The sequence below is a fragment of the Acinetobacter sp. TY2 genome (assembly GCF_046269225.1).
Classification (GTDB): Bacteria; Pseudomonadota; Gammaproteobacteria; order Pseudomonadales; family Moraxellaceae; genus Acinetobacter.
Genome location: NZ_JBJZOR010000033.1, coordinates 1 through 24321, shown reverse-complemented (window position 1 = coordinate 24321; position 24321 = coordinate 1). Strand labels below are relative to the sequence as shown.

Annotated in this window: 19 protein-coding genes, 1 tRNA gene and 2 pseudogenes; 3 read left to right on the top strand and 19 right to left on the bottom strand. The window is 37.5% G+C overall.

The window, feature by feature from the left end:
• Nucleotides 1–155 precede the first annotated feature (155 nt).
• The 8 genes from lptB to ACK1JC_RS15475 all read right to left on the bottom strand — a co-directional run bounded on the left by lptB (nucleotide 156) and on the right by ACK1JC_RS15475 (nucleotide 7112).
• Nucleotides 156–902, bottom strand: a complete 747-nt coding sequence (lptB, locus tag ACK1JC_RS15510; RefSeq protein ID WP_409512771.1) for an LPS export ABC transporter ATP-binding protein — start codon at nucleotides 900–902, stop codon at nucleotides 156–158.
• On the bottom strand, nucleotides 902–1468 hold the full coding sequence (lptA, locus tag ACK1JC_RS15505; RefSeq protein WP_409512770.1) for a lipopolysaccharide transport periplasmic protein LptA: 567 nt from the start codon (nucleotides 1466–1468) through the stop codon (nucleotides 902–904). The genes lptB and lptA overlap by 1 nt, the downstream gene beginning before the upstream one ends.
• Complete coding sequence (gene lptC, locus ACK1JC_RS15500) at nucleotides 1455–2000, bottom strand: LPS export ABC transporter periplasmic protein LptC (RefSeq protein WP_409512769.1); 546 nt, start codon at nucleotides 1998–2000, stop codon at nucleotides 1455–1457. The genes lptA and lptC overlap by 14 nt, the downstream gene beginning before the upstream one ends.
• Nucleotides 2001–2047: 47 nt before the next feature.
• Nucleotides 2048–2587 (bottom strand): KdsC family phosphatase, encoded by a 540-nt coding sequence (locus ACK1JC_RS15495; protein ID WP_409512768.1) that lies wholly within the window; start codon nucleotides 2585–2587, stop codon nucleotides 2048–2050.
• A 3-nt stretch (nucleotides 2588–2590) separates the two neighbouring features.
• Entirely contained in the window at nucleotides 2591–3568 is a 978-nt protein-coding gene (locus ACK1JC_RS15490) for a KpsF/GutQ family sugar-phosphate isomerase (RefSeq protein ID WP_409512776.1), read from the bottom strand.
• A gap of 266 nt (nucleotides 3569–3834) precedes the next feature.
• Nucleotides 3835–3910, bottom strand: a tRNA-Gly gene (locus ACK1JC_RS15485).
• 74 nt (nucleotides 3911–3984) lie between these two features.
• Nucleotides 3985–5406 carry a cysteine--tRNA ligase gene (gene cysS / locus ACK1JC_RS15480; protein WP_409512767.1) on the bottom strand — a complete coding sequence of 474 codons (1422 nt, stop codon included), beginning with the start codon at nucleotides 5404–5406 and terminating at the stop codon, nucleotides 3985–3987.
• Nucleotides 5407–5678: 272 nt separating this feature from the next.
• Nucleotides 5679–7112 carry an aspartate ammonia-lyase gene (locus ACK1JC_RS15475; RefSeq protein WP_409512766.1) on the bottom strand — a complete coding sequence of 478 codons (1434 nt, stop codon included), beginning with the start codon at nucleotides 7110–7112 and terminating at the stop codon, nucleotides 5679–5681.
• Between the two features lie 138 nt (nucleotides 7113–7250).
• Here ACK1JC_RS15475 and ACK1JC_RS15470 point away from each other — a divergent pair, with 138 nt between their 5' ends.
• Nucleotides 7251–8162, top strand: coding sequence for a LysR substrate-binding domain-containing protein (locus tag ACK1JC_RS15470; protein ID WP_409512765.1), 912 nt, complete (start codon nucleotides 7251–7253; stop codon nucleotides 8160–8162).
• Between the two features lie 274 nt (nucleotides 8163–8436).
• Here the strand turns inward: ACK1JC_RS15470 and ACK1JC_RS15465 are convergent, their stop codons facing one another.
• On the bottom strand, nucleotides 8437–9606 hold the full coding sequence (locus ACK1JC_RS15465; protein ID WP_409512764.1) for a thiolase family protein: 1170 nt from the start codon (nucleotides 9604–9606) through the stop codon (nucleotides 8437–8439).
• Between the two features lie 441 nt (nucleotides 9607–10047).
• Here ACK1JC_RS15465 and ACK1JC_RS15460 point away from each other — a divergent pair, with 441 nt between their 5' ends.
• Complete coding sequence (locus ACK1JC_RS15460; protein WP_409512763.1) at nucleotides 10048–10677, top strand: TetR/AcrR family transcriptional regulator; 630 nt, start codon at nucleotides 10048–10050, stop codon at nucleotides 10675–10677.
• Between the two features lie 96 nt (nucleotides 10678–10773).
• On the opposite strand, the gene ACK1JC_RS15455 is transcribed toward ACK1JC_RS15460, so the two are convergent.
• The 9 genes and pseudogenes from ACK1JC_RS15455 to ACK1JC_RS15415 form a co-directional block, all read right to left on the bottom strand.
• Nucleotides 10774–11688, bottom strand: coding sequence for a LysR substrate-binding domain-containing protein (locus ACK1JC_RS15455; RefSeq protein WP_409512762.1), 915 nt, complete (start codon nucleotides 11686–11688; stop codon nucleotides 10774–10776).
• A gap of 194 nt (nucleotides 11689–11882) precedes the next feature.
• Nucleotides 11883–12716 (bottom strand): SDR family oxidoreductase, encoded by an 834-nt coding sequence (locus tag ACK1JC_RS15450; RefSeq protein ID WP_409512761.1) that lies wholly within the window; start codon nucleotides 12714–12716, stop codon nucleotides 11883–11885.
• A gap of 172 nt (nucleotides 12717–12888) precedes the next feature.
• Nucleotides 12889–13728 carry an SDR family oxidoreductase gene (locus ACK1JC_RS15445; protein ID WP_409512760.1) on the bottom strand — a complete coding sequence of 280 codons (840 nt, stop codon included), beginning with the start codon at nucleotides 13726–13728 and terminating at the stop codon, nucleotides 12889–12891.
• An 84-nt stretch (nucleotides 13729–13812) separates the two neighbouring features.
• A complete protein-coding gene (locus tag ACK1JC_RS15440) occupies nucleotides 13813–15318 on the bottom strand; it encodes a flavin-containing monooxygenase (protein ID WP_409512775.1) in 1506 nt (501 codons plus the stop codon).
• Between the two features lie 187 nt (nucleotides 15319–15505).
• A pseudogene (locus tag ACK1JC_RS15435) lies at nucleotides 15506–15728 on the bottom strand (DUF4011 domain-containing protein); the annotation flags it as partial.
• Between the two features lie 19 nt (nucleotides 15729–15747).
• Nucleotides 15748–16155, bottom strand: coding sequence for a GFA family protein (locus ACK1JC_RS15430; protein ID WP_409512759.1), 408 nt, complete (start codon nucleotides 16153–16155; stop codon nucleotides 15748–15750).
• A gap of 58 nt (nucleotides 16156–16213) precedes the next feature.
• Nucleotides 16214–17014, bottom strand: a complete 801-nt coding sequence (locus ACK1JC_RS15425; RefSeq protein ID WP_409512758.1) for a lysophospholipid acyltransferase family protein — start codon at nucleotides 17012–17014, stop codon at nucleotides 16214–16216.
• A gap of 115 nt (nucleotides 17015–17129) precedes the next feature.
• Nucleotides 17130–18245 carry a beta-ketoacyl-ACP synthase III gene (locus tag ACK1JC_RS15420; protein ID WP_409512757.1) on the bottom strand — a complete coding sequence of 372 codons (1116 nt, stop codon included), beginning with the start codon at nucleotides 18243–18245 and terminating at the stop codon, nucleotides 17130–17132.
• Nucleotides 18246–18292: 47 nt separating this feature from the next.
• Nucleotides 18293–22252 (bottom strand): DUF3418 domain-containing protein, encoded by a 3960-nt coding sequence (locus ACK1JC_RS15415; RefSeq protein WP_409512756.1) that lies wholly within the window; start codon nucleotides 22250–22252, stop codon nucleotides 18293–18295.
• Between the two features lie 309 nt (nucleotides 22253–22561).
• Here ACK1JC_RS15415 and ACK1JC_RS15410 point away from each other — a divergent pair, with 309 nt between their 5' ends.
• A complete protein-coding gene (locus ACK1JC_RS15410) occupies nucleotides 22562–23566 on the top strand; it encodes a pirin family protein (RefSeq protein ID WP_409512755.1) in 1005 nt (334 codons plus the stop codon).
• 481 nt (nucleotides 23567–24047) lie between these two features.
• Here ACK1JC_RS15410 and ACK1JC_RS15405 read toward each other — a convergent pair.
• A pseudogene (locus ACK1JC_RS15405) lies at nucleotides 24048–24321 on the bottom strand (hypothetical protein); the annotation flags it as partial.

The following is a 24321-nucleotide window of genomic DNA, read 5'->3' as shown; positions in this document are numbered from 1 at the left end:
TAAAAGTGAAACTTTCAAAAGTGCCTATATACATGATTTTTATTTTGTCTTAAAACCGTGATCTATTTAACACATTATAAAACAATAAATGAATGAATGCCTATAAAAATTAAATAGAAAATGTAATTTTCACAAGCACTTATTCTGATATTCGACTAAACGGTAAAATCATCACCAAGATAGACTTCACGAACAGTTTCATTATTTAAAACATCTTCAGGAGTGCCTTCTGCAATCACTGCTCCTTCGCTTACAATATATGCATGTTCACAGATTGCCAAAGTCTCTCGTACATTATGATCTGTGATTAAAACCCCAATACCACGATCCTTTAGCTGTCGAATAATATCTTTAATATCTCCTACAGAAATTGGATCTACACCAGCAAAAGGCTCATCTAATAACATAAATTTTGGATCTGCAGCTAAAGCACGTGCAATTTCTGCACGACGACGCTCACCACCTGAAACACTCATACCCAATGAATCTTTAATATGCGTAATTTTAAAATCAGCAAGTAATTCTTTTAAACGTTGTTGACGCTGTTGCTTATTTAAATCTGAACGTGTTTCAAGAATTGCCATAATATTTTCAGAAATAGTGAGTTTTCTAAAAATAGAGGCTTCTTGTGGTAAATAACCAATGCCTTTACGGGCACGTTGATGCATTGCAAGATCAGAGATATCTTCATTATCAAGATGAATTTCCCCCTTATCCATACGAACAAGCCCAACCACCATATAAAAGCTTGTGGTTTTCCCCGCACCATTCGGACCAAGCAGCCCAACAATTTGGCCACTTTTCATGCTAAAAGAAACGTCTTTAACCACCCAACGTTTACTATAAACTTTAGCAAGATGCTTAATACACAAGGTCTGAGGTTTATTCAGCGCATCATCCATTAATCACGCACTCCAGGAAAAGTTTTCTGTGTAGATGGCGGAATAATAATTTGTAAACGACCTTTTGATGTACCCGTGCTATTTGGGCCACCAGAAGCCTCAATATCACCCTTATTCATACTGTATTTCAAGGTATTACTACGAATACTTGCACCATCTTGATACAAATACGCATTCCCAATCAAATTGAGAATCCCTGTTTCCGCATTGTAAATAATTTTTTGTGCTTCACCACGTGCAATTCCTTTATTTCCATCAAGTTGCTGTTGGAATTTTGCAGGGCTACCTGTTGCAGTAATTGTACTAATTTGTTTACTTTTATTGAGTTGAGCAACAATAGAATTTGCATAAACCTTCATTGTGCCTTGTTCAATTTCAACATTGCCTGAATAAGTCGTTACACCAGTTTTATCATTGAATGTCGCACGATCTGCCAATAGGGAAATTGACTGATTACGATCTGACTGTAAAGCAAATGCCGATACAGATGCGCAACATAATCCAACAACGACAAATGTTTGCTTTAGGAAAGTCTGATACTGAGTGAAATAATTAGTTTGGCGCATACTTTCCTCGAATTTGATAAAATTCATACTGCCCCTGATTTAAATCTGCATTTAAACCTTGGCTAATAAACTGTGCATTGGGTGCATCAACCACCACTTGTTTTTTTGTTTCAAGTGTCCGTAATTTAGGAAATGCTGTTAACTCTTCGGTTTGAAAGACCATATTGCCTTGCTCACCAATTTTAGTCGCCTTCACTTGACCCGTTAAGACAACTTTTTCATTATTATCATAGCCATTAGCATTCTTAGCATAAAAAGTAGAATCCACTTGATTATTGACATACACCGATGCATTCAAGTTTTTCAACTTTGAAGTTTTATGCTGTAAATCTTGTTCTAAATGATCCACTTGTGCACGAACATGCAACAGTCCTTTTTCATCGGTTTGAGTCAAATGAATACCTTCCGCAGAATATGTCATACTCTGAGCAGTATCGGCATCAAGCTTTTTGCCTTTGCCACCGTACCAATAATAGCCACCGCTGATTGCCGCAATGACAACCGCAGTCACATATAAAGCTTTAGTATCCATAGCGACAGACAACCCAATTTAAGTAAAGTAACATTCACGTTTACGTATTAATGCGGTATTGCAATATATTTTTCAAGTAGTTCCTGGTAAACACCTTTGGACATCAACAACATATCACAGACCTCACGAACAGCACCACGACCACCCAATGCCTGAGTAACTAAATCGGCACGGCGACGCACTTCAACATGACCATTTGGTACAGTAACTTTCATTCCTGCAATGGCAAAGGCAGATAAATCTGGCCAATCATCCCCCATATATAAACAATCTTCTGGGGAAATATTCATTTGTGCACATGCTTCTCGCAGTGCGGTACCTTTGTCTTCACGCCCTTGAAAAACCAAGTCTACACCTAAATCTGACATGCGTTTTTCAACGATATTACTTTTACGACCTGTGATAATAATCACTTTAATACCTGCTTGCTGAACAAGCTTCATACCAAGTCCATCACGAATATCAAAGGATTTAATTTCATCGCCTGAATTGGTCAGGGTCACAAAACCATCACTTAAAATACCATCTACATCCAAAACCAAAGCTTCAATATGACGCGCTTGTTCCAATAAAACATAAGAAGCCATTGATTAGTTTACTCCTGCTTGAATCAAATCATGCATGCTGATTACGCCAATCACTTTATTAGCATCATCAACCACAACAAATTGATTAATTTTCTTTTCATTCATTTTTTCCAAAGCTTCAACAGCGCGAGCTTCTTTGGAAATGGTAGATGGATTGGCAATCATGACATCTGAAACGGCAAGATTGACATCAAAACCTTGTTGCTTATCAATCAGTCGGCGCAAATCACCATCGGTAAATATGCCAAGTAATACGTCATTTTCATCCACAATTGTGGTTAAACCTAGACGTTTATTTGAAATTTCGTATAGAACCTGATTCATTGGTGTATCTGGCGATACTTTTGGTAAATCATTTCCAGTATGCATAAGGTGCTTTACATGTAACAACAGACGTTTACCCAATGCACCCGCAGGATGTGACATAGCAAAATCATCCGCAGTAAAACCACGCGCATCAAGCAATGCAACAGCCAATGCATCACCCAATACCAATGTTGCAGTTGTACTTGATGTTGGTGCTAGACCCAATGGGCATGCTTCCTGAATATCACCCAATGTTAATGCAATATCTGCATTTTGTGGCATTGGACCACGATCATCACGGCTGATGGTAATCAACGGCACTTCAAGGTGCTTGATTAATGGCATCAGCATCATGATTTCATCACTTTTACCTGAATTTGAAATCGCAATCAGTACATCACCCTTGACCAACATGCCTAAATCGCCATGTCCTGCTTCACCTGGATGCATAAAGAATGATGGCGTGCCTGTCGAGGCAAATGTCGCCGCCATTTTACGTCCAATGTGACCTGACTTACCCATACCAGTAATCACAAGACGACCTTTACATTGTAAAATAATTTCGCAGGCACGAGTAAAACGTTCATCAATTTGCGTCGCTAAGATCTCAAGTGCTTGTTCTTCTATACGCAAGGTTTCGAGTGCGACTTTTTGAAAATCAATTTGATTCGGCAAATTTTGTGGATTCAATGTCTATTTTCCTACAATCTCTTTTCAGGGATTGATGCTGATTGGATGAAAATAATTTTGCTAATTTTAGCATATTTAAGTAAATAGCACGTTTCTAATTATACAAGTTTTCACAGATTTCCTGACCAATTACATCGGGATTGATACATGACAATATCACTTGTATTGCTAAATACACCCCTCAAAATGCTCAATTATTTTTTTACAGACAAATAAAAAGCCTCCATCTGATGATGAAGGCTTTTTGAATTTGGAGCGGGAAAAGAGACTCGAACTCTCGACCCCAACCTTGGCAAGGTTATGCTCTACCAACTGAGCTATTCCCGCTTTATGTTGTGAATTATAGTCAATAAAATTTAGCTGTCAACTCACTTCATACAAAAAATCGTTCAATTGATGAATTAATCAGCACGTCGCCAAGTTGTACCCTGACGTGTATCTTCAAGAACCACGCCTTGTGCTAAAAGCGATTGGCGAATTTCATCGGCTTTGGCAAAGTCTTTCGCTTTTTTGGCATCAACACGTTGTTGAATAAAGTCTGTAATTTGCTCTTCAGTCAAGCCCAATGCTTCTTGACCAATATCTGATTTTAAAAAGTCATCAACATTGTTCTGCACTAAACCAAGAATATTAGTCAGGTGGCGTAAAGTCGAATAAAAAATTGCAGACTGTTCCGCATTTTCTTCTTTGACTGCACTGTTCAAAGCTTTAATAATTTCAAACAATACTGCAATAGCTTCTGATGTATTGAAGTCATCACGCATTGCACTGTTAAAGCGCTCTACTAAATCAGTATCCAAAGTCTGAACTATTTTTTCACCATACACTTGTTGATAGGCTTTAAATGCATGGTAGAAACGTGCAAGGGTATTTTTCGCTTCTTTGAGTGCAACATCTGAATAGTTCACTGGACTACGGTAGTGCGAAGATACAATAAAATAGCGCACAACTTCAGGGTGGAATTTTTCAATCACATCACGAATAGTAAAGAAGTTGCCTAAAGACTTCGACATTTTCTCACCATCAACATTGATGAAACCTGCATGCATCCAATAATTTACATATTGTTCGTCAGTTGAAGCTTCTGATTGTGCGATTTCATTTTCATGATGTGGAAAAGTTAAGTCTTGACCGCCACCATGAATGTCAAAATGATTACCTAAGTTGCATGTCGACATCGCTGAACATTCAATATGCCAACCTGGACGACCATTGCCCCAAGGTGAAGCCCATGACGGTTCATTTTCTTTGGCATGTTTCCAAAGTACAAAGTCAAATGGATGTTTTTTCTCAACTTCTACATCGACACGTTCAGATGCACCTGCTTGCATATCTTCAAGCTTACGACCTGAAAGACGACCGTATTTTGCAAATTTTTCAACTGCAAAATAAACATCACCATTTTTAGATGGGTAAGCAGAACCCTTATTGACGAGGTTTCCAATCATGTCTTGCATTTGGTCGATGTAATCTGTCGCGCGAGGTGATTCATTTGGTGGTACGCAACCTAACTTTGCAAAGTCTTCATTCATTGCATCAATGAAACGTGTTGTCAGTGATGCAATGCTTTCACCATTTTCATTGGCACGTTTAATGATTTTGTCATCAATATCGGTGATATTACGCACGTATTTGACATTCCAACCTTGACTACGTAGAAAGCGAATAATGTAATCAAATGCAACCACTGTACGTGCATGTCCAATATGACAGTAATCATAAACCGTCATTCCGCACACATACATATCAATATGCCCCTCTTTACGTGGAACAAATTCAACTTTTTTACGTTGCTCAGAGTTGTAAAGAACAAATGGTTGCATAGGTCTTCTAAGTGCTTCTATATAAGGATGGTTAATCTTAACCTATGCATTTTTATTCATAAAGTTAAAACAAAAAGAAAGATCGATTTTTTCAGGTGAATCAACAACTGTCTTGTTCTTTTTTTCAAAGCTTTTACTTTTTATAACTTAGAAAATGAAGATTTTCACTCTTATTCTGTCAGTGAGTTAGGTGTTTGGGTACACCAGTAAAATAAACAAGCCACATCTACCTAGATAGATGTGGCTTAGTCAAATAAATTTTAAAATAATACTTAAACTGCAACATCTACAGACTGATGAACCATAGATTCTACAGACAAGGCTTTTGCTAAAACATCTTCAGATAATAACTGCTCTTCACGAATCAGTTCGACTACACCTCGACCTGTTTCTGCAGCAACTTTAGCAATTCGAGTAGTCGTTTCATATCCTAAGTACGGATTCAATGCAGTCACAATACCAATCGAACGCTCTACATTATTTTGACATTGCACTGTATTGGCTTGAATCGTGGCAATACATTTATCTTCAAACATTTGCATTGCTTTACCCATTAAATCAATAGATTCAAAAAGTTTAAATGCAATAAGCGGTTCCATTGCATTGAGCTGTAACTGCCCTGCTTCGGCGGCAAAAGTAATGGCTAAATCATTACCAATGACCTGAAATGCTGAGATATTCACGGCTTCAGGAATCACAGGATTCACTTTACCCGGCATGATCGAACTACCTGGTTGACGTGCTTCCAAGTAAACCTCTTGCAAACCTGCACGTGGGCCACTTGAAAGTAGACGTAAATCATTGGCAATTTTAGATAGTTTAGTTGCAGTACGTTTTAAAGCGCCTGACAATAAGACAAAATCACCCATATCTGATGTTGCTTCAATTAAATCAGGTGCAGACTTGATTGGCATTTGCGAGATCTCAGCCAAAGCCTGAATCGAAAGTTCAGTATAATGTGCTGGCGCATTAATCCCTGTACCAATTGCTGTTCCACCTAAGTTCATGTAATACAAACCATCAGGAAGCAATTGATCAAGCAAGCGAACATCTTTTTCTAAGGTCGTTGCAAATGCATTGAACTCTTGCCCAAGTGTCATTGGCACAGCATCTTGTAACTGTGTACGCCCCATTTTCATGACATCTTTAAATTGAATCGCTTTCGTACGTAATGCAGAAATAAGGGTTTTATAATGATTTTTCAACGGAATAAGATCAAGTAACACTGCAAGTCGAATCGCTGTTGGATACACATCATTAGTCGATTGCGACATATTTACGTGATTATTTGGATGCAAAATATGGTATGCGCCCTTTTCATAACCCAAATACTCAAGTGCAATATTACAGATGACCTCATTGGCATTCATATTGGTCGAAGTTCCTGCACCGCCCTGTAACATATCAACAGGAAATTGCTCATGATATTTACCTGCAATGACTTCCTGACATGCAAATACAATTGCTTGATATTGTGTTTCATCTAATTGTTTAAGCTTAAAATTTGCCACAGCACAGGCTTGTTTCACCATTGCTAATGCTTTAATAAAGTTTGCATAATCAGCCACTTTTGCATTGCTTAACTGGAAATTTTCTACCGCTCTTAGCGTTTGAATACCAAAATAATGTTGCTGTGCAACTTCTCGTGTACCAAGCAAGTCCTTTTCGATGCGGAATAATTTATCTACTTTTACTTCTGCGTTCATATCTGCTTACAATTCGAGGGGAGATGATTTATCTTAAACAGCGAAATTGCACCTTTCTAATGCATTGTTATATTTTGCTATGCAATTTTTGCATAGTATTCTTTATACTGTAATCTTCTTATTATTTACTTTTCAATTATGCAACTTGAAATCCGTTGGATTGAAGATCTCCTAGCACTCGAAGAAAGCCGCTCAATTTCTAAAGCTGCTGAAATTCGTTTTATTAGCCAATCCGCTTTTACTCGTCGCTTACAGCACATTGAGCAATCATTGGGCTTTCAAGTGGTTGAGCGTAATTTTCGTGACATCCAATTTACTGAAGCAGGACAAATTTTATTATCAACTGCCAAAGAAATTGCACAGCAACTCAATGAAACCATTACCCTGTTACACAATATGGAAAAAGAAAATAAACTTTCCATTAAATTTGCAGTTGCACATTCTCTTGCATCAAGTTTTTTTACTAATTTTATTCAGCTTTTTCCAAGCCATCTTGAAAACTTCAAACTTGAAATTATTGCAACAAATGTGAATGAAGGAATTAATTTACTCAAAGAAGGAGCATGTGATTTTATGATTTGCTATGCAGATCAAGCATTGATCTCAGGCATGAACACACGCATTTTATCGCACCTTAAAATTGGGCAAACTGACATTATTCCTGTCACTGCATTCACCCCAGAAAAGCAGGCTAAGTTTGATATTTATCAATACTTTCCCCTTATTACTTACAGTAGCAAGGCCTATTTAAGGGTTTTGGTAAATCAATTACTCACGAAACATAATTTAAAATATCGAGTACTCTATGAAACAGACAATGCCAACAATGTCAAAGACTTAGTCTTACAAGGTTTAGGCATCGCATGGTTACCTGCTTTAACTATTCAGCATGAGCTAGAAAGCGGATTATTACAAATTTGTGATGATCAATTGATTTATAGAAATCAGGATATTTACATTTTTAAAAGTAATTTAGCACATCGAGAGTCGATTTCTCAATTGTGGAATATTTTAAAAATGGAGCAACATTTAAAAACTGAGCAAAAGTAATCTTAAGTCTAAAAACTGCTATGGCTCATTTTAAGATTAAAATACCCATGAAACATTGCCCACTCTTGAATAAACAAAAGTGGGCAGCCTTTTAAATTAAATTACTTAAAATAAATAAGTACATTTGATTATTCTAGAAGCCTTAAAATGACGATCTCACGACAATATTTGACGCAAAATACACGGCGTTTGAGCACTCTTTCCAGATATATATTCAAAATAGCTTTATGATTCTACACAATAAAGATGATCCATCTTCTGCACAAAAATCCCCCTAGACCAGCTCGATTGCAACCGCTGTTGCTTCACCACCACCAATACATAAGGCTGCAATTCCTTTCTTACCACCTGTACGTTTTAAAGCATGAATCAGCGTCACAATAATACGTGAACCCGAAGAACCTAACGGATGTCCTAGTGCACATGCACCACCGTGAATATTCACTTTTTCAATTGGTAAAGCAAAGGCATCCATGGCAATCATAGCCACCATTGCGAAGGCTTCGTTAACCTCCCATAAATCCACATCTTCGGCCTTCCAGCCCGTTTGCTTTAAGACTTTTTCAATTGCACCAACAGGTGCAATGGTAAATTCAGAAGGATGTTGTGAATGCGTTGCATATGCCAAAACATTGGCAAGCGGTTTTAAGCCACGTTGATTAGCAATTTCTGCCGAAGTCACGACAAGTGCAGACGCACCATCTGAAATTGAACTCGCATTTGCAGCAGTAATAGTCCCATCTTTTTTAAATGCAGGACGAAGCGTTGGAATTTTATCGACTTTTGCATTAAGTGGCTGCTCATCTTGATCAATTACCATATCACCCTTACGTGATGAGACAGTTACAGGTGCAATTTCTGATATAAAATAACCGTTCTGAATCGCTGTTACGGCTTTATTGAGTGAAGCAATCGCATAATTGTCTTGTTGTTCACGGGTATAGCCTTTTTGATCTGCCATTTCCTGTGCAAGAATACCCATCGACAAACCTGTTTCAGCATCTTCTAAACCTTCTTGAAACATGTGATCAGTTACTTTGCCATGTCCCATACGGTAGCCTGCACGTGCCTTGTCTAAAATATATGGTGAATTGGTCATAGACTCCATGCCCCCTGCAACCACAATTTCAGCAGAACCTGCTTTAACGGCATCGGCAGCCTGCATGAGTGCTTTCATACCTGAACCACAAATTTTATTGATTGTTGTTGCACCCGTACTATCAGGTAAACCTGCTTGACGCATGGCTTGGCGAGCAGGACCTTGTTTTAAACCCGCAGGAAGTACACAACCAAAAATCACTTCATCAATTTCACTTGCCTGTAAGCCTGCACGGCGAACAACCTCTTTAATTGCGACTGCACCTAAATCTGGTGCTGTACACGAAGATAAAACACCTTGAAATCCACCCATTGCTGTACGAACTGCATCTACAATTACGATCATTTTTTATTCCTTCTGTGCTCAATTTTGTGAGTTTGGACGTTCATCCCACGCCCTGATTCAAATATTTTAAGTTTTTCAAATACCAATAGAATATTTTGTCATGCAAATTTTAGTCAAAGAACTACCTACCCGTCCTGTAAAATACATTGAGATTATTAGTTCTAGTCGATCTAACACAATAAAGTGAATGTCTATATAGCTCATCTGACAAAAACAATAAATCGCAAAGCCAAAAATTGGAACTAAATTGCACAAAATTGAACGCAACGTTCAGTTTTCTTGACAATAGACGACAAACATCCTTTAATTTATCATGTGAATAGTTAAATAATTTCATTCTCATAAAAAACCCTGTGTAAACACGACATTAGTTTTAAGGATTTTTTCTAATTCCTGATATACTCAAGTTCACGTACAAAGCAATGATAATGGACTTCAAACATGATTTCAGTACGCCAACAAAATTTTCTTTTACGCAAAGAGAAGATTTTAGCGATGGCAGAAACATTGTTACTCGATAATAATCAGGATATTACTCTCAGTGAACTTGCCACTGAATTAGACATTGCCAAAGGTACAATCTATAAACACTTCAAAAGTAAAAATCAGCTTTATTTGGAACTGATTATTCTCAATGAAAAACGCTTACTAGAGCTCTCTAAAAAATATAACCCAAACATTCAGGCTTATGTATCTCAATACATGCTTTATAATATGCTCAATTCTAATCGCACCATTTTGCTACATGTGATTGAGGAGCGATTAACCAACAATGAACGTAAACTCAAAGACTTATTTGAAGAACTCTATCAAATTCGTGAAGAACGTATTTTAGAAATTCGTGATTTATTCGCTAATCATTTAAAAGCACTCAATAGCACCATGTCTATTCGTGATTATCTCTCGTATATTTGGACAGTCACATATGGCGCATCATTGCTTCTCAATTCTACACACTATCAAAAATCAATTGGTTCTCGTGAACGCTTAATTAAGCTCTATGTCAAACAAGCACTGATGACACCAGATAAATTATCAGAATCAAATGAAAATATTGATACTCAGGCTTAATCTTTCAATATTCTTATGTAAGCTTATATAAAAAAACGCTGTCACTTCAATTGGACAGCGTTTTTAATTCTACACTCAAATGTTTCGATACTCTTTTTATCTCAAATGTGGCTCATTAACCTGACTAAAAATTTCATAACACATATGACGTAACCATTGATGACTAGTTTTATGATGACATGACATATGCCAATACTGTTTTACACCATAACTTGGAAAGGCGATTGGCGCATCAAAAATTTGTAAATTTCCTCGCGCAAGTAAAACCTCACTCAAGTAATACGGCACAGTGGCTATTGCATCGGTTTCTTGTACCACAAGCCCCACACCCAAATAACTTGGTATACGCATCAAAATATTACGTTTCAATTCTAAATTGAGCAATTCATTTTCAATATGGTAATGCCCTATTCCTGCATCAATATCAATATGAGACTCTGCTAAATACTGCTCAACTGTTAAATGATTCGGCGTTAAACGAGGATGATCTTTCGATGCAAGAACCACATAGTATTGTTCAAAAAGCTTTTGCTGATAAAAGCCATTTTCCAATTGTGGCAAAAAACCTACCGCTAAATCAATTTCACCATTCGCCATCTGATAGCTTGTTTCAGAGGTAATAGCACGAACATTCAATTTAATATGAGGTGCATGTTTTTTTAAATATTGAGAAATTTTCGGCAATAATACCAAATGAGAAACATCCGTCATCGCAATAGTAAACTGCTGATGTGATGCTTGTTCATCAAAATTAATGGTGAAATTATTAATAATTTCGACTTTATTTAATGCCTCACTCACCAATGGGAAAAGTTGCTTGGACAATTCCGTTGGTATCATTTCATTGCCAATACGTAAAAATAATGGATCATTATAATGCGCACGGATTTTATTCAGAATATTACTGACCGCAGGTTGACTCATGGCAAGATAATCTGCCGCTGAAGACACACTTTTAAATTTATAAATATAGTAAAAAATACTGAGTAACTTACAGTCCAATTCGAACACTAAAAAACTTCTCTACCATGAATTTCAATCTATGGTTATTTTGAGCTTTTTTTGATGTCTTGCCAATGCTTATTTCGTACCTTATCTCTAAAGTGAATAAGACCATTGAGCAATTTCTCTCAAAGTCAAAAGACAGATGACTCAAGCTTTTGCTAGTAAATGCATCTATCTTTCTTACACTTTTATTTTTTAAATCATGGTTCTACAAACAAATCTACCATCAATTCTTCGTCAGAATCTTCATAACGATACTGATCAAGATCGGTGATACCACGCTCAATTAAAATTTCTTGATCAATTATTAAACGTCCTGTTACAGCACGATTTTGACTGATTAAAATTTGATAGGCTGCATCAGCCATAATGGTTGGTTTTCTTGATCTTGGGAAAAGTGCTTTACCTGCACCGCCGAGTGAGAACTCTACGGCGGCTGTCGCAATCAATGTTCTTGGCCACAGTGAATTGACACTAATGCCAAATTTTTCAAACTCTTGATTCATCCCAATGGTTAACATACTCATGCCATATTTGGTAATTGCATAAGGCGCATAGGTTGAAAACCACTTTGGATCTAAATTCAGCGGTGGAGATAAGCTTAAAATATGCGGATTTTCACTTTTTTGTAAATATGGCAATGCAGCTTGACTACAGACCATCACCGCACGGGTGTTAATTTCATACATCAAATCAAAACGATTTGGATCTAAGGTCTCTACACCTGCGAGATTAATTGCACCTGCATTATTCACAACAATGTCAATGCCACCGAAATGCTCGGCCGCTTGTTTCATGGCTTCAGCAACGGCATTTTGATCACGCACATCAAGTTGAATAGCAAATGCTTTTCCACCTGCTTCTTCGACTTCTTTTGCAACGGTATAAATTGAACCGCCTAATTTTGGATGCTCTGTAGTCGATTTTGCAGCAATCACTATATTTGCGCCATCTCTTGCGGCTTTCAGGGCAATTTCACGACCAATTCCGCGACTCGCACCAGTAATAAAAAGTGTTTTTCCTTGCAAAGACATCGCTATTTCCTTTATTTGTAATCGATATCAACTAAAATGAATGTTAATTCATTTTTTTGCAATAGTCGGGTCAGTCATTTTCATCACAGTTAAAATTGTACAATTTTAAGAGCCTCAAGCAGATCAAGCTTATTAAATCAAGATCTTCTTAGCTAGCATGTTTATCATTATTTTATTTCCCGATGAGATCATTTAAGCGATGCTCATAGCCTGCACGAGTTTGATGATCAAGCTGTGTCAAAATCCGTTGATCTTTTAAAATACGACGTGCGCCTTTTTGTGCCCATTGTGGTAATGCAATATAACTACGATGTACCAAACGTAAATAATCAGGCACAGCGATGAATAACCTAGGCTTTAATAAGGTCAGTAAAATCGCATCTGCCACTTGTTGTGGCGTCACCGATGGAATTACTTTACCCGCCTCCTCCGTTCCCGAGGACAGTTCTGTCAGTACTTTACTTGGTAAAATGGCGGTAAAACTTACCCCTGAATCTCGATGTTCACCAGCAACCCCTTCCGTCAAACCAATCACGGCGTATTTAGTCGCTGAATAAACCGCAGAACCTGGTAATGCAAAATAACCTGCAAGTGAGGATACATTAATGATATGTCCCTGCTTTTGTTGTAATAATGTCGGCAGTACAAGTTTCATTCCATAAATAACACCCCGTAAATTGATATCAATTTGTGTATCCGTCAGTACTGCCGATTCATCTAAAAAAGCACCCATTGGCATAATGCCCGCATTATTCACTAAAGCATACAAACCACCAAAATGCTGAATGGTATCCTCTATAAAAATTTTAAAACTTTCAGGGTTTCGCACATCTAACGCAAATGCTTTTGCACCAATTCGCTTTGCTTGTTGCTCTGCAAGCTCAAAATCTAAATCACCAATACAGACTTGCGCACCTTGAGCAATTAAAGTTTCTGCTGTAGCCAAACCAATACCTCGTGCGCCACCTGTAATCGCAATCACTTTGCCTATTAATTTTTGTTTGTTGAACATTTTTATTTTCCTTAATTTCATTTTAAAAGTATTTTTATAAATTCATCCTTTAAATTTATATATGTAAACATGTATTCCTAGAATTTATAAATCAGCTTTTTCTACCTCTGCATGATAATCTATACGATACTCTTCAAGATTAAATCGATGCATTTGTTCTTTTAATTTAAAGGTCGTCCACGGCCATACTGTACTATTACGCCCATTTCGATCAATAAAATAACTCTGACAACCACCCGTATTCCAAACCGTTTTTTGCAAAGCAGCCTGAACTTTTTCATTAAACAATTGCATAACAAACGGATCCGTTTCAATGGTTTGAATGTCGAGTTCAATTGCCTGTTTTAATGCATCAACGATGTAATTCAACTGTGCTTCAATGATAATAAATGCAGAAGAACTAACAGCGACATTTGGACCAAACATCAAAAAACCATTTGGACAATCGGCAACCATCGTGCCCATATAGCCCTCAGGACTCCCCTGCCAAACTTCAGACATACGTTGCCCAAAACGGTTATAAACTCGATTGGCAATAGGTGGTTCAGCAATTTCAAAACCCGTTCCAAGAATGATCACATCTGCTTCAGCCCGTTCACCGTTGCTTGCAATCAATACATTGCCTTGTACTTCTGCTAAGCCACTCGCAATGACATCAACATTCGGCTGTGCCAAGCTCGGATACCAATTATTCGATTGTAAAATACGCTTACAACCAATAATAAAATTCGGAGTCAATTTGGCACGTAAAGTCTTGTCTTTAATGTAGTGATTGAGATGCCATTGTGCCAATTTTTGAAATTCCCTCATGGCTGCTGTACTTTGAATCCCACCATTAATCGTTTCAAATATTCCATATACCGAACCACGCATCAGTTGTTGTGTGATTGGTAGTAATTTAAACAGTGTACGTAAGGGTTTAACTAATGGCATATCTGATTTAGGTAAAATCCATTGTGCTGTACGTTGGAAAATAGTCAAATTTTCAACCAAAGGTTGAATTTGTGGTACAAATTGAACTGCAGATGCGCCTGTACCAATCACAGCCACACGTTTTCCTGTCAAATCAAGATCATGCCGCCACTGCGATGAGTGAAAAATCTCACCTTTAAAATCCTCAATACCTTTTACTTTTGGTAATACAGGCTCATGCATTGGACCACAAGCTAAAATAGCAAATTGCGAGCGCAACTCCCCTTGTGCTGTTTGGATAATCCAACAGTTCTCTACGTCACACCATTGCGCTTTTAAAGCTTCACAGTTTAAACGGACATGCGGCATCACATCATAATGTTTAACGACATCAAACAAATACTGTTTAATTTCTTTTTGCTCAGCAAATACACGCGACCATGCAGGATTCGGTGCAAATGAATAAGAATATAATGCTGATGGTACATCACAAGCACAGCCCGGATAGGTATTTTCACGCCAGACTCCACCCATTTCATGCGCTTTTTCAAGTAAGATAAAATCTTCTATACCTGCTTCTTTGAGCTTAATAGCAGCACCTACACCTGCAAAACCACCACCAACCACAATGACACGATAAAAATTCGGATCGTTATTTGTCTTGTTATTTGTTTCCATTGCTTTCATCGCTTAAAATTCATACCAAAGCACACCATTACAAAAGTGTTGAACATTGTCAATTTCCCATCTTGTAGAAATTTTAAGATTTTTTGCCAATCTGAACTGACTTAGGACAACAATATTTTCAGCTCTATATTGGGCTTTTTCAAATTCACTTGTAGATCATCATCGCCCGGCAAAGAATCAAGTTCCGAATATCAATTTCAAAATTTTGTCGTAATAATTGCAATAATGTACTGTTAAAACGGAGATCATCCATCCACAAACGATAACCTGACTTTGCTGGCTCATGTGTCATTCGCACTAGAATTAACAATCGCGATGCTTATAAAATTTTTCCGCCTTGTCTGACCCCTTCCACTCTAAAAACCAATCGCTAAAAAGAGCGTATTTGCCCCACCTTCTTCTTAGGTGAATAAATTCATTTTATTGTGATGGCTGAACATGCTGAGTAAACTGCGGATGATCATCTAAAATCTCAAACCAATCCGCCTTTTCACTCGTAAATGCGTGTGATGTTATTTCAATATTGAGTACTTCGTTAATAATACCCACGCGCAAACGGATAACATCAGGTAAATCAGAACGTGCGCTATATAATGGCGATGCACATCTTCGACAAAATACTCGCTTTTTATTCTCCGTAGCATAGTATTCACCAAGCAAATCTTGACCTTGAGTGATTATTAAATCTTTCATTTGAATAGTCGTAATCGCAACAAAAGCTGTTCCTTGTGCTTTTTGACATTGCTGACAATGGCAGATAAAAATCTGTGAAATTTCAGCGTTTATTTTGAGTTGTATGCCATTGCAAAGGCAGGATGCTGTGTACATGGTTTTTCCAATATTATCGTTATGTAGTCAGTCCACCTAAACTTCGAATATTCCCATTTTAGCTTTCTCTTTCACTCTTACTTTTTTGTTGAATATCGAGTTTACGATACTGCTTTAAATTTTCAATTTCGGCATAAAGCAAAGTTTGTAATTCATCTCGAAAATCAATCATATCATCCATGGTTTCGATCTGAGAAATTGGAAGCCGGGGCATAAATTTAAAATAGAATGGTATCCTTTTCGGAATAATATGCTTTGGAATAGAAGGAATTACCTCACCATTTCTCAGAAATTTTCCAATTTTAGGTTGGCTTAAAATTTTATTGAACCATTTCTGTCTGAGTAAAACATTGGCATCAAAACCTAATTCAAAAACTTCATCACCACCTAAAGCCACAAAAGGTGCAATATCATAGCCAAATTCTTGTGCCAATTTTAAAAAACCAAACCGTTGTTTCCAAATAAGTTGATATGCCTCACCTTTGCGTTTAATCACTTCACGCCCCCCCCCAGGAAAAACAAGAATAGAATAACCTTGACGCATCGCTTCTTTGGCATATTCTTGAACACCATCAACCCCACCAACTCGCTTTACGACTTCTTTCCATAGAGGGATGTGAAAATGCATGTGATCTGCCAAACTCACGATGGCAATTTTATGTTCGTTGAATAAATAATCGATCAGAATTGGAGAATCCAGTACGCCATAAATCGTATGGTTACCCACATACATCGCAGGTTTATTGGAGTTAAGATTTTCTGTACCTAAGAATGTCGGGCGAAAATAAAAGCGTTGCAATGCACTGATTGCACGTAATAATTTTGGATTATGTTGTATTTCTAGTTTTTTTTGGGTCATGCTGTCTTCCTAAACAACTTAATCCCTCCCAACCTCCCTTTAGTAAAGGGAGGAGTTACCCTCTTTTTCAAAGGTGAGTAGCGACGCTACACAAGAGGGAAAGATTTAGAAATAATCAAACCACACGCTTTTGAACAAGAATCGAACCTACAGAATAACCCGCACCAAATGAACACAGCACGCCATATTCCCCGTCATTCACTTGATCAGCCGTACGATGCAATGCAATGATTACACCTGCTGAAGACGTATTGGCAAACTCATCCAAAATAATGGGAACCAAGGCAGGATCAGCTTCAGCAGCTTCTCTACCTACAACCAATTTTAGAATCAATTCATTCATATTGGCATTGGCTTGATGCAACCAAAAACGTTTTACATTGGCTGGTTCAATCTCATTTTTAGCCAATTGCTTGGTAATGATTTTTGCAACAAGTGGGCACACTTCTTTAAACACTTTACGCCCATCTTGACGGAATTGTTTATCATCACGAGAAGTCAATTCAGAGCCGTTTAAGAAACCAAAGTTATTGCGAATGTTATTTGAGAATTGCGTGAATAAATGCGTATCTACAATTTCAAATCCTGTTTTAGTTATGGTTTCTTCAATAATAGATGCTGTTGCAACATCACCAAAAATAAAATGACAATCACGTGAACGGTAATCAGTATGACCTGATGTAATTTCAACATTGACTAACAATACACGGCGTGCACCTGACTTAATCGCATCATAAGATTGTTTCAAACCAAATGTTGCAGCAGAGCATGCTACATTCATATCATACGCATAGCCTTGAATACCAAGTGCTGTTTGAATTTCAATCGCAACAGCAGGATATGCGCGTTGTAAATTTGAACATGCCAAAATTACCACATCAATATCTTCAGCCGTAACACCTGCATTTTCCATCGCTTCTTTAGCAGCAAAAACACCCCACTCTGCTTGAATTGAAAGCTCTTCATCAGCGCGTTCTTCAAGGCGAGGACGTAAACGATTGATGTCCAATGCGCCTGATTTTTCAATTACATAGCGTTGTTTAACACCTGATGCTTTCTCAATAAATTCAGCACTTGAACCTCGACGAGCATCGATCTCACCCGATTCAATTTTTGCAGCATTTTCGCTGTTAAATTGTTCCACATAAGCATTTAAACTTTCAACCAACTCTTCATTGGTAATCACTTCTTCAGGATGGTAAAGACCTGTACCTGTAATTCGGATGCCCATGTAAAACTCCTTTTCCTAATTTACAAATATTTCAAATTGTTTCTATTCTAACTGATTCCGAGCTTTTCCCAAACTTTTTGCAAGCGTGTAGGCGAAATCGGCATTTTGGTTTTCATTGGCTGTGAAAATAATGAAATTCGTAACTCTTCAACCATGAAATACAATTCTTTTAAACGCATATCATTTTTAAATTTAAATAACTTATCCATCCATGGATCAATCTCTTTAATCGCATCCTCATCTCGTTTTAGATTATTCGGCAAACGATCTAAACGCAATAATAATCCTTTTAAATAACGTGGATATTCCTGCCATATGTCGGAAGGTTTGCTATAGACAAAACGAGATAAATCCATTAAATCTAACTGATCTTCAATATCATCCATGCTCTTGCCGAAAACGCCTTGATCTAACATCAACAATTTGTGACGAATTTCTTGCCATTGAATATAAATTTCACTAATCATTTTCAAAGCATCTTGGCCATGACTGAGGAATGTCTTTTTGAGTTCTAGCAATAATGTCGCAAATTCTTCAGCATTAATCGGTAAATCTTTGATTGTCATTTGTAAAGTTGCGTAGACAAGCATTTGCTCAAGTTGGGCCTTATCGCCCAAAGGTGAATATGCCAATGCCAAAGGTTTTGAAATTTGCTTTTTCAACTGACGAATCAAATCGCCCAATTGCATGTGAACGAGACGGATCACACCTTCTCTATGCTGTTTAATCGCTTCATTTTGATCATTAAAAGTTTGAATCACCACGCCTGATTCATCTTTCGCATCAAGTTTTGAGAAGTCTTTCGTGGGTACAAGTGCCTGATATTGCTTGACGACTACGCCTGTCACTTTTTGAGAGGCTTCAAAAACAAATGAATCAGGGAAAGTTTTAAACTCACCTTTCAATTGCTTTACAGGACTATGAGTTTCACTGCGACAGCGAGCTTTTAGTTCATCAAGGTGGCGACCCTTTTCAATCGTGCGACCTTTTTCATCTACCACAATAATGAATGGAATCAAATATTGATCAATACGCTCAAAAGAAAAATCTTTTGCAGTGATTTGATCACCACGCAATTGATAGGCAAGAAAATCAAAGATATGCCCATTTAAATGCTGCGCATCTACTGCCTTCAGCAACTTTTTAGCTGTATCGGGAATCGGTACTAAATTTCGTCGTTTATCTTTAGGCAAAGCTTTTAACAATGCTTCAATTAAATCTAAACGCCATCCAGGAATACCCCATGACCAAATATTTTCATCGACTTGTGGTAAGGCTTGCACAGGAATTTTAACTGTTGCACCATCTTCATCATGACTTGGATCAAAGCGATAACTTACAGCAAGACGTAACTGACCATTATGTAAATAATCAGGGAATTGTTGCGTTGTTGGATGGTCGTTCATCCATAGATCATCGTCTTCAGCAAATAAATAGCGCGGATTTTTTAATTCTACTGTCGCTCGCCAATCTTCGAAACTACGGCGACTCGCAATTTCAGTTGGCACTTTAGTTGCGTAAAATTGATAAATCGTTTCTTCATCGACCACTAAATCACGACGACGTAATTTATCTTCAACACGCTCAGCTTCTTCAAGTTTAAGTAAATTATGTCTTAAAAATGGTGGTGATATACCTAAATTACCTGTAGTTAATGCATCACGTAGGAAAATCTCATGCGCAGCAGGCTGATCAACTTTTTCATAATTGGTCGGACGCTTTGGCTCAATAATCAAACCAAATAACGAAATCTGATCATAAGCATTCACCACACCAGGTTTTTTCGCCCAATGCGGTTCAAAATAATGATGTTTCAATAAATTAGGTGCAGCAAGTAAAATCCATTCAGGTTCAATTTTTGCCAAAGTCCGCAAATAAACCTGAGAAGTTTCTACCATTTCAAATGCCATGACCCAAGGCGTATTGGTTTTATGCAAGGTTGATGCAGGAAAAATACGTGCTTTTTGCTGACGTACTGCCATAAAAATATTACGTTCATCAGTCTTATTGGCAATAAAAGATAATAAACCTGTCAGTAATGCACGATGTAGATTTTCATAATTTGCTTGTTTTTCATTAAAAGAAAGTTTTAAACCTTGCGCTAAATCAACCAATTGCTCATGGGTTTTCTTCCACTCACGTAAACGCAACCAACTTAAGTAATGCTGTTTTGCAAATGTGCGGCGTTTATTTTCACTTAAATTTTCACGGTTTTCCGTCAGCGTATTCCATAACTTAATGTAGAACAGGAAGTCTGAATCAGCTTCTTTAAATAGTGCGTGTTTTTGATCTGCCTGCATTTGTTTTTCTGCAGGCCGTTCACGCGGATCTTGAACAGCAAGTGCTGCCACGATAATCAGAACTTCATTGAGAACACCAAAATGTGCACCGCCCAAAATCATCCTTGCAAGGCGTGGGTCAATCGGCATTTTTGCCATTTGTAGACCAATTTTGGTGAGTTCACTTTTAAGTCCCCCTTTAACACAGGGGGATTGAAGGGGATTTTTTTTATTTAAATCTCCTCTGTCCTCTCTTTGAGAAAGAGTGGAATTAGCTTTTAAATTATTTTGAGTTGGCTCATTCATTGCGCCCAATTCAATCAATAATTTACGACCATCATTCACTAAACGATGATCAGGTGGCTCAATAAAGTCAAACTCTTCAACAGAACCTAAGCCTAAACTTTGCATCTGTAAAATCACCGATGCCAAATTAGTCCGCTTAATTTCAGGTTCAGTAAACTCAGGACGGCTTAGGAAATCTTCTTCACTAAACAGGCGAATACAGACACCAGGTGCAATACGACCACAACGCCCTTTACGCTGATTAGCCGCCGCCTGTGAAATTGCTTCAATCGGTAAACGTTGTACACGAGAACGATAGTTATAACGTGAAATACGAGCAAAACCGCTATCAATGACATAGCGAATATTCGGCACGGTTAAGGCAGTTTCTGCAACATTGGTGGCAATAATAATCCGTCGTCCACCACCTGATGGATTAAAGATTTTTTGTTGTTCTGCAAGTGCTAAACGTGCATAGAGTGTTAAAACTTGCGTGTGTTTAGGTCCAAACTTTTGCAAGGTTTCTTGTAATTCTCGAATTTCAAGTTCAGTACTTGCAAAAATCAGAATATCGGCGTGTTCAGGATGCCCTTTACTTTCCGCATCCTGGAAACATTCTTCAACCGCTTGTACCACTGCACGAGGTAGATTTTCTTCAAAATCATCAAAGTCATCATCATCACTACCGCCAATAGTCATTTCTGAAATTGGGCGATAAATCACTTCAACAGGAAAACTCCGCCCTTCAACCTCAAAAATTGGTGCACCATTGAAGTAATCGCTAAAACGATTTACATCTAAGGTTGCAGAGGTAATGATAATTTTTAAATCAGGGCGTTTTTTTACAATCGTTTTTAAATAGCCCATGATGAAGTCAATGTTCAACGAACGTTCATGCGCTTCATCAATAATAATTGTATCGTACTTATTTAAATAACGGTCATTGGTCAGTTCAGCAAGTAAAATACCATCAGTCATTAATCGAACAATAGAATCATTCGAGCCTTGTTCATTAAAACGAACTTTAAAACCAATCGATTGACCGAGTTTTTCACCGACTTCTTCCGCAATACGTTGTGACACACTACGAGCGGCCAAACGACGAGGTTGCGTATGCCCAATCATACCCGTTAAGCCACGCCCTGCAAGCATGGCAATTTGCGGTAACTGCGTTGTTTTACCCGAACCTGTTTCACCAGCCACAATAATAATTTGATTGTTTTGAATGGCTTCAATTAATTTATCGGCATACTGCGTGACAGGTAAATCTTGATTAAGCTTAATGGTCGGAAGGCTAGCCAAACGCTTGCGTACTTGTTGATTTGATTTTTCAAAAAGCTCATCATATTTTTCAGGATTAGCCTCTTTACCTTTTTTCAGCCGACTTAAACGATGGCGATCTCGTACCATGACCCATTGATCGACATTTAACTGATTAGGCACAGATGCACTTTCCTGAAATTAAAAATTGAACGTCATATTTTACGCTGTAATGCAGATGAGAGATAGTCTTACACAGCGTAATTCATTTACATTTCATGCAATCACTAAAATCAAAGGCTTTTAACAAAAATAAAAATCATCGATCAAACATATCAATTTAAACCATAAAAAATCATGCTGAAACGCACATGAATTGTGTTCTCACGACATAGACAGATTAGCCATTGAATAATATAACAACGCCCTCAAATATATGTGAATCAATATACATTTATGCCAAATTAAATGTATCAGAATAAGGATAATATGATGTCAAACAACGTAATTTATAGAACTGAAGCGATTCAAATGCAGCTTCGCTTAAAAGACCCATTTATTGTGACCATGCATCATATTGACCATTATCCTCAAGGTAATGCACAAATGGCACCCACTATTCCATCTACTCCTGATGCACGCTACAGCATGTATCACGGTGAAACAGTGCCTGGCTTCCCTGCACATCCACATACTGGCTTTGAAACCATTACTTTAGTCGAGCAAGGTACGGTTGATCATTTTGATTCTTTAGGAAATTCAGGTCGTTATGCAGATGGTGATGTGCAATGGCAAAGTACAGGCAATGGTGTAGAACACAGTGAAATGTTCCCACTTGTGCATCAAGATAAAGAAAATCCATTGGAATTATTCCAAATTTGGTTTAACTCATCGCCTGCACAGAAAAAAGAACACGCTGTCTATAAAATGTTTTGGCGTGAACATATTCCGCATGTTGTGAGCACGAATGCTCAAGGACGCAAAACGGATGTACGTGTGATTTCAGGGCAATTTAATGACCATTGGAGTTTGGCACAACCGCCACATTCATGGGCATTTGCGAAAGAAAATAAAGTGAATATTTTCATGATCGCACTTGATGCAAATACTGAATTAACCATTCCTGCAACGAGTGCAACATCAACACGTTTTGCCTATTTTTATGAAGGTGATACTTTAAATATTGCAGGACAAAACACGCCTGTAAAACGTTTACTTGAGTTAAAACCCGATGCAGAGATTGTGCTTAAAGCAGGTTCGACCATGACAAAAATCTTGTGGCTTGAAGGTGAACCGATTGGTGCACCTGTTGCAACGCAAGGACCTTTCGTATTGAACTCTCAACATGAGTTACAAGTAGCATTTTCACGTTACTTTGAAACTCATTTTGGTGGTTGGCCTTGGGACTCTACGGCACCTGTTTTTAGTCCAGATCAAACGCGTATTGCAAGTTATCGCAATGGCGAACAGGTTGAATATCCCGACCAAGTTGTCTAACCATCATTTGATGTGATTTTTAAAAAGCCAATCTACGGATTGGCTTTTTTATGTGCGCTAAAAAATAGATTCAGGTAAAGATAAGGCAATAACAAAAAAATACGCCTAAAAATAGCCAATTGTTATCACATAAATGAATACTGTCGTAGATCACCCGATAAAAAGGTGTAGCCAAAAAATATATTCATAGGAACGGCTAAAAACATTAAAAAATGACATTGAGAACTATAAATAAATGCTTTGATTTTAAAAAATAACCCATTTCGCACAGCAAACCAAATATTGCAATATAAGCGAATAAAATAGGTTCATTGGTCATATAGCCGTTAAGTTCTGAAAAATAAATTAGCTCTGCAGAACCTTAGCCTACCATACACCATGTCTGGATCATGATTAAAAGACATTAAGATAGACAATGATGTCAGCACCAAACTAAAAATGGGGGAATAACGAATATATTTCATTCACATCACTCATTCTTTTATGTTCTAAATTCGTGAAATATAAACATCAAACTTAAAATCATAAAAATGCATTGCCCTATAACCCAAGCCAACAATCCATAATTTTGACAATAAACAATACTGTCATACATTAACTGACCGATTGATGGAGACTCAATCATGCTTAAGGAAATTCCTTGTAGAATAAGCAAAATCATGACAAAAAATGTGTACCAAGCACGATGATAAGACCATAAAAGTGGAAAAAACAAACTCAATGCGATAAAACCACATGTGCCAAATAATGAAGGA

Bases quoted from the DNA above. Each gene is read 5' to 3' on its own strand.
- ACK1JC_RS15410 (WP_409512755.1), top strand. From the start codon at position 22,562: ATGTCAAACAACGTAATTTATAGAACTGAAGCGATTCAAATGCAGCTT.
- ACK1JC_RS15460 (WP_409512763.1), top strand. From the start codon at position 10,048: ATGATTTCAGTACGCCAACAAAATTTTCTTTTACGCAAAGAGAAGATT.
- lptC (WP_409512769.1), bottom strand. From the start codon at position 2,000: ATGGATACTAAAGCTTTATATGTGACTGCGGTTGTCATTGCGGCAATC.
- lptB (WP_409512771.1), bottom strand. From the start codon at position 902: ATGGATGATGCGCTGAATAAACCTCAGACCTTGTGTATTAAGCATCTT.
- ACK1JC_RS15425 (WP_409512758.1), bottom strand. From the start codon at position 17,014: ATGACCCAAAAAAAACTAGAAATACAACATAATCCAAAATTATTACGT.
- cysS (WP_409512767.1), bottom strand. From the start codon at position 5,406: ATGCAACCATTTGTTCTTTACAACTCTGAGCAACGTAAAAAAGTTGAA.
- ACK1JC_RS15465 (WP_409512764.1), bottom strand. From the start codon at position 9,606: ATGATCGTAATTGTAGATGCAGTTCGTACAGCAATGGGTGGATTTCAA.
- ACK1JC_RS15475 (WP_409512766.1), bottom strand. From the start codon at position 7,112: ATGAACGCAGAAGTAAAAGTAGATAAATTATTCCGCATCGAAAAGGAC.
- ACK1JC_RS15430 (WP_409512759.1), bottom strand. From the start codon at position 16,155: ATGTACACAGCATCCTGCCTTTGCAATGGCATACAACTCAAAATAAAC.
- lptA (WP_409512770.1), bottom strand. From the start codon at position 1,468: ATGCGCCAAACTAATTATTTCACTCAGTATCAGACTTTCCTAAAGCAA.
- ACK1JC_RS15440 (WP_409512775.1), bottom strand. From the start codon at position 15,318: ATGGAAACAAATAACAAGACAAATAACGATCCGAATTTTTATCGTGTC.
- ACK1JC_RS15495 (WP_409512768.1), bottom strand. From the start codon at position 2,587: ATGGCTTCTTATGTTTTATTGGAACAAGCGCGTCATATTGAAGCTTTG.
- ACK1JC_RS15420 (WP_409512757.1), bottom strand. From the start codon at position 18,245: ATGGGCATCCGAATTACAGGTACAGGTCTTTACCATCCTGAAGAAGTG.
- ACK1JC_RS15470 (WP_409512765.1), top strand. From the start codon at position 7,251: ATGCAACTTGAAATCCGTTGGATTGAAGATCTCCTAGCACTCGAAGAA.
- ACK1JC_RS15450 (WP_409512761.1), bottom strand. From the start codon at position 12,716: ATGTCTTTGCAAGGAAAAACACTTTTTATTACTGGTGCGAGTCGCGGA.
- ACK1JC_RS15445 (WP_409512760.1), bottom strand. From the start codon at position 13,728: ATGTTCAACAAACAAAAATTAATAGGCAAAGTGATTGCGATTACAGGT.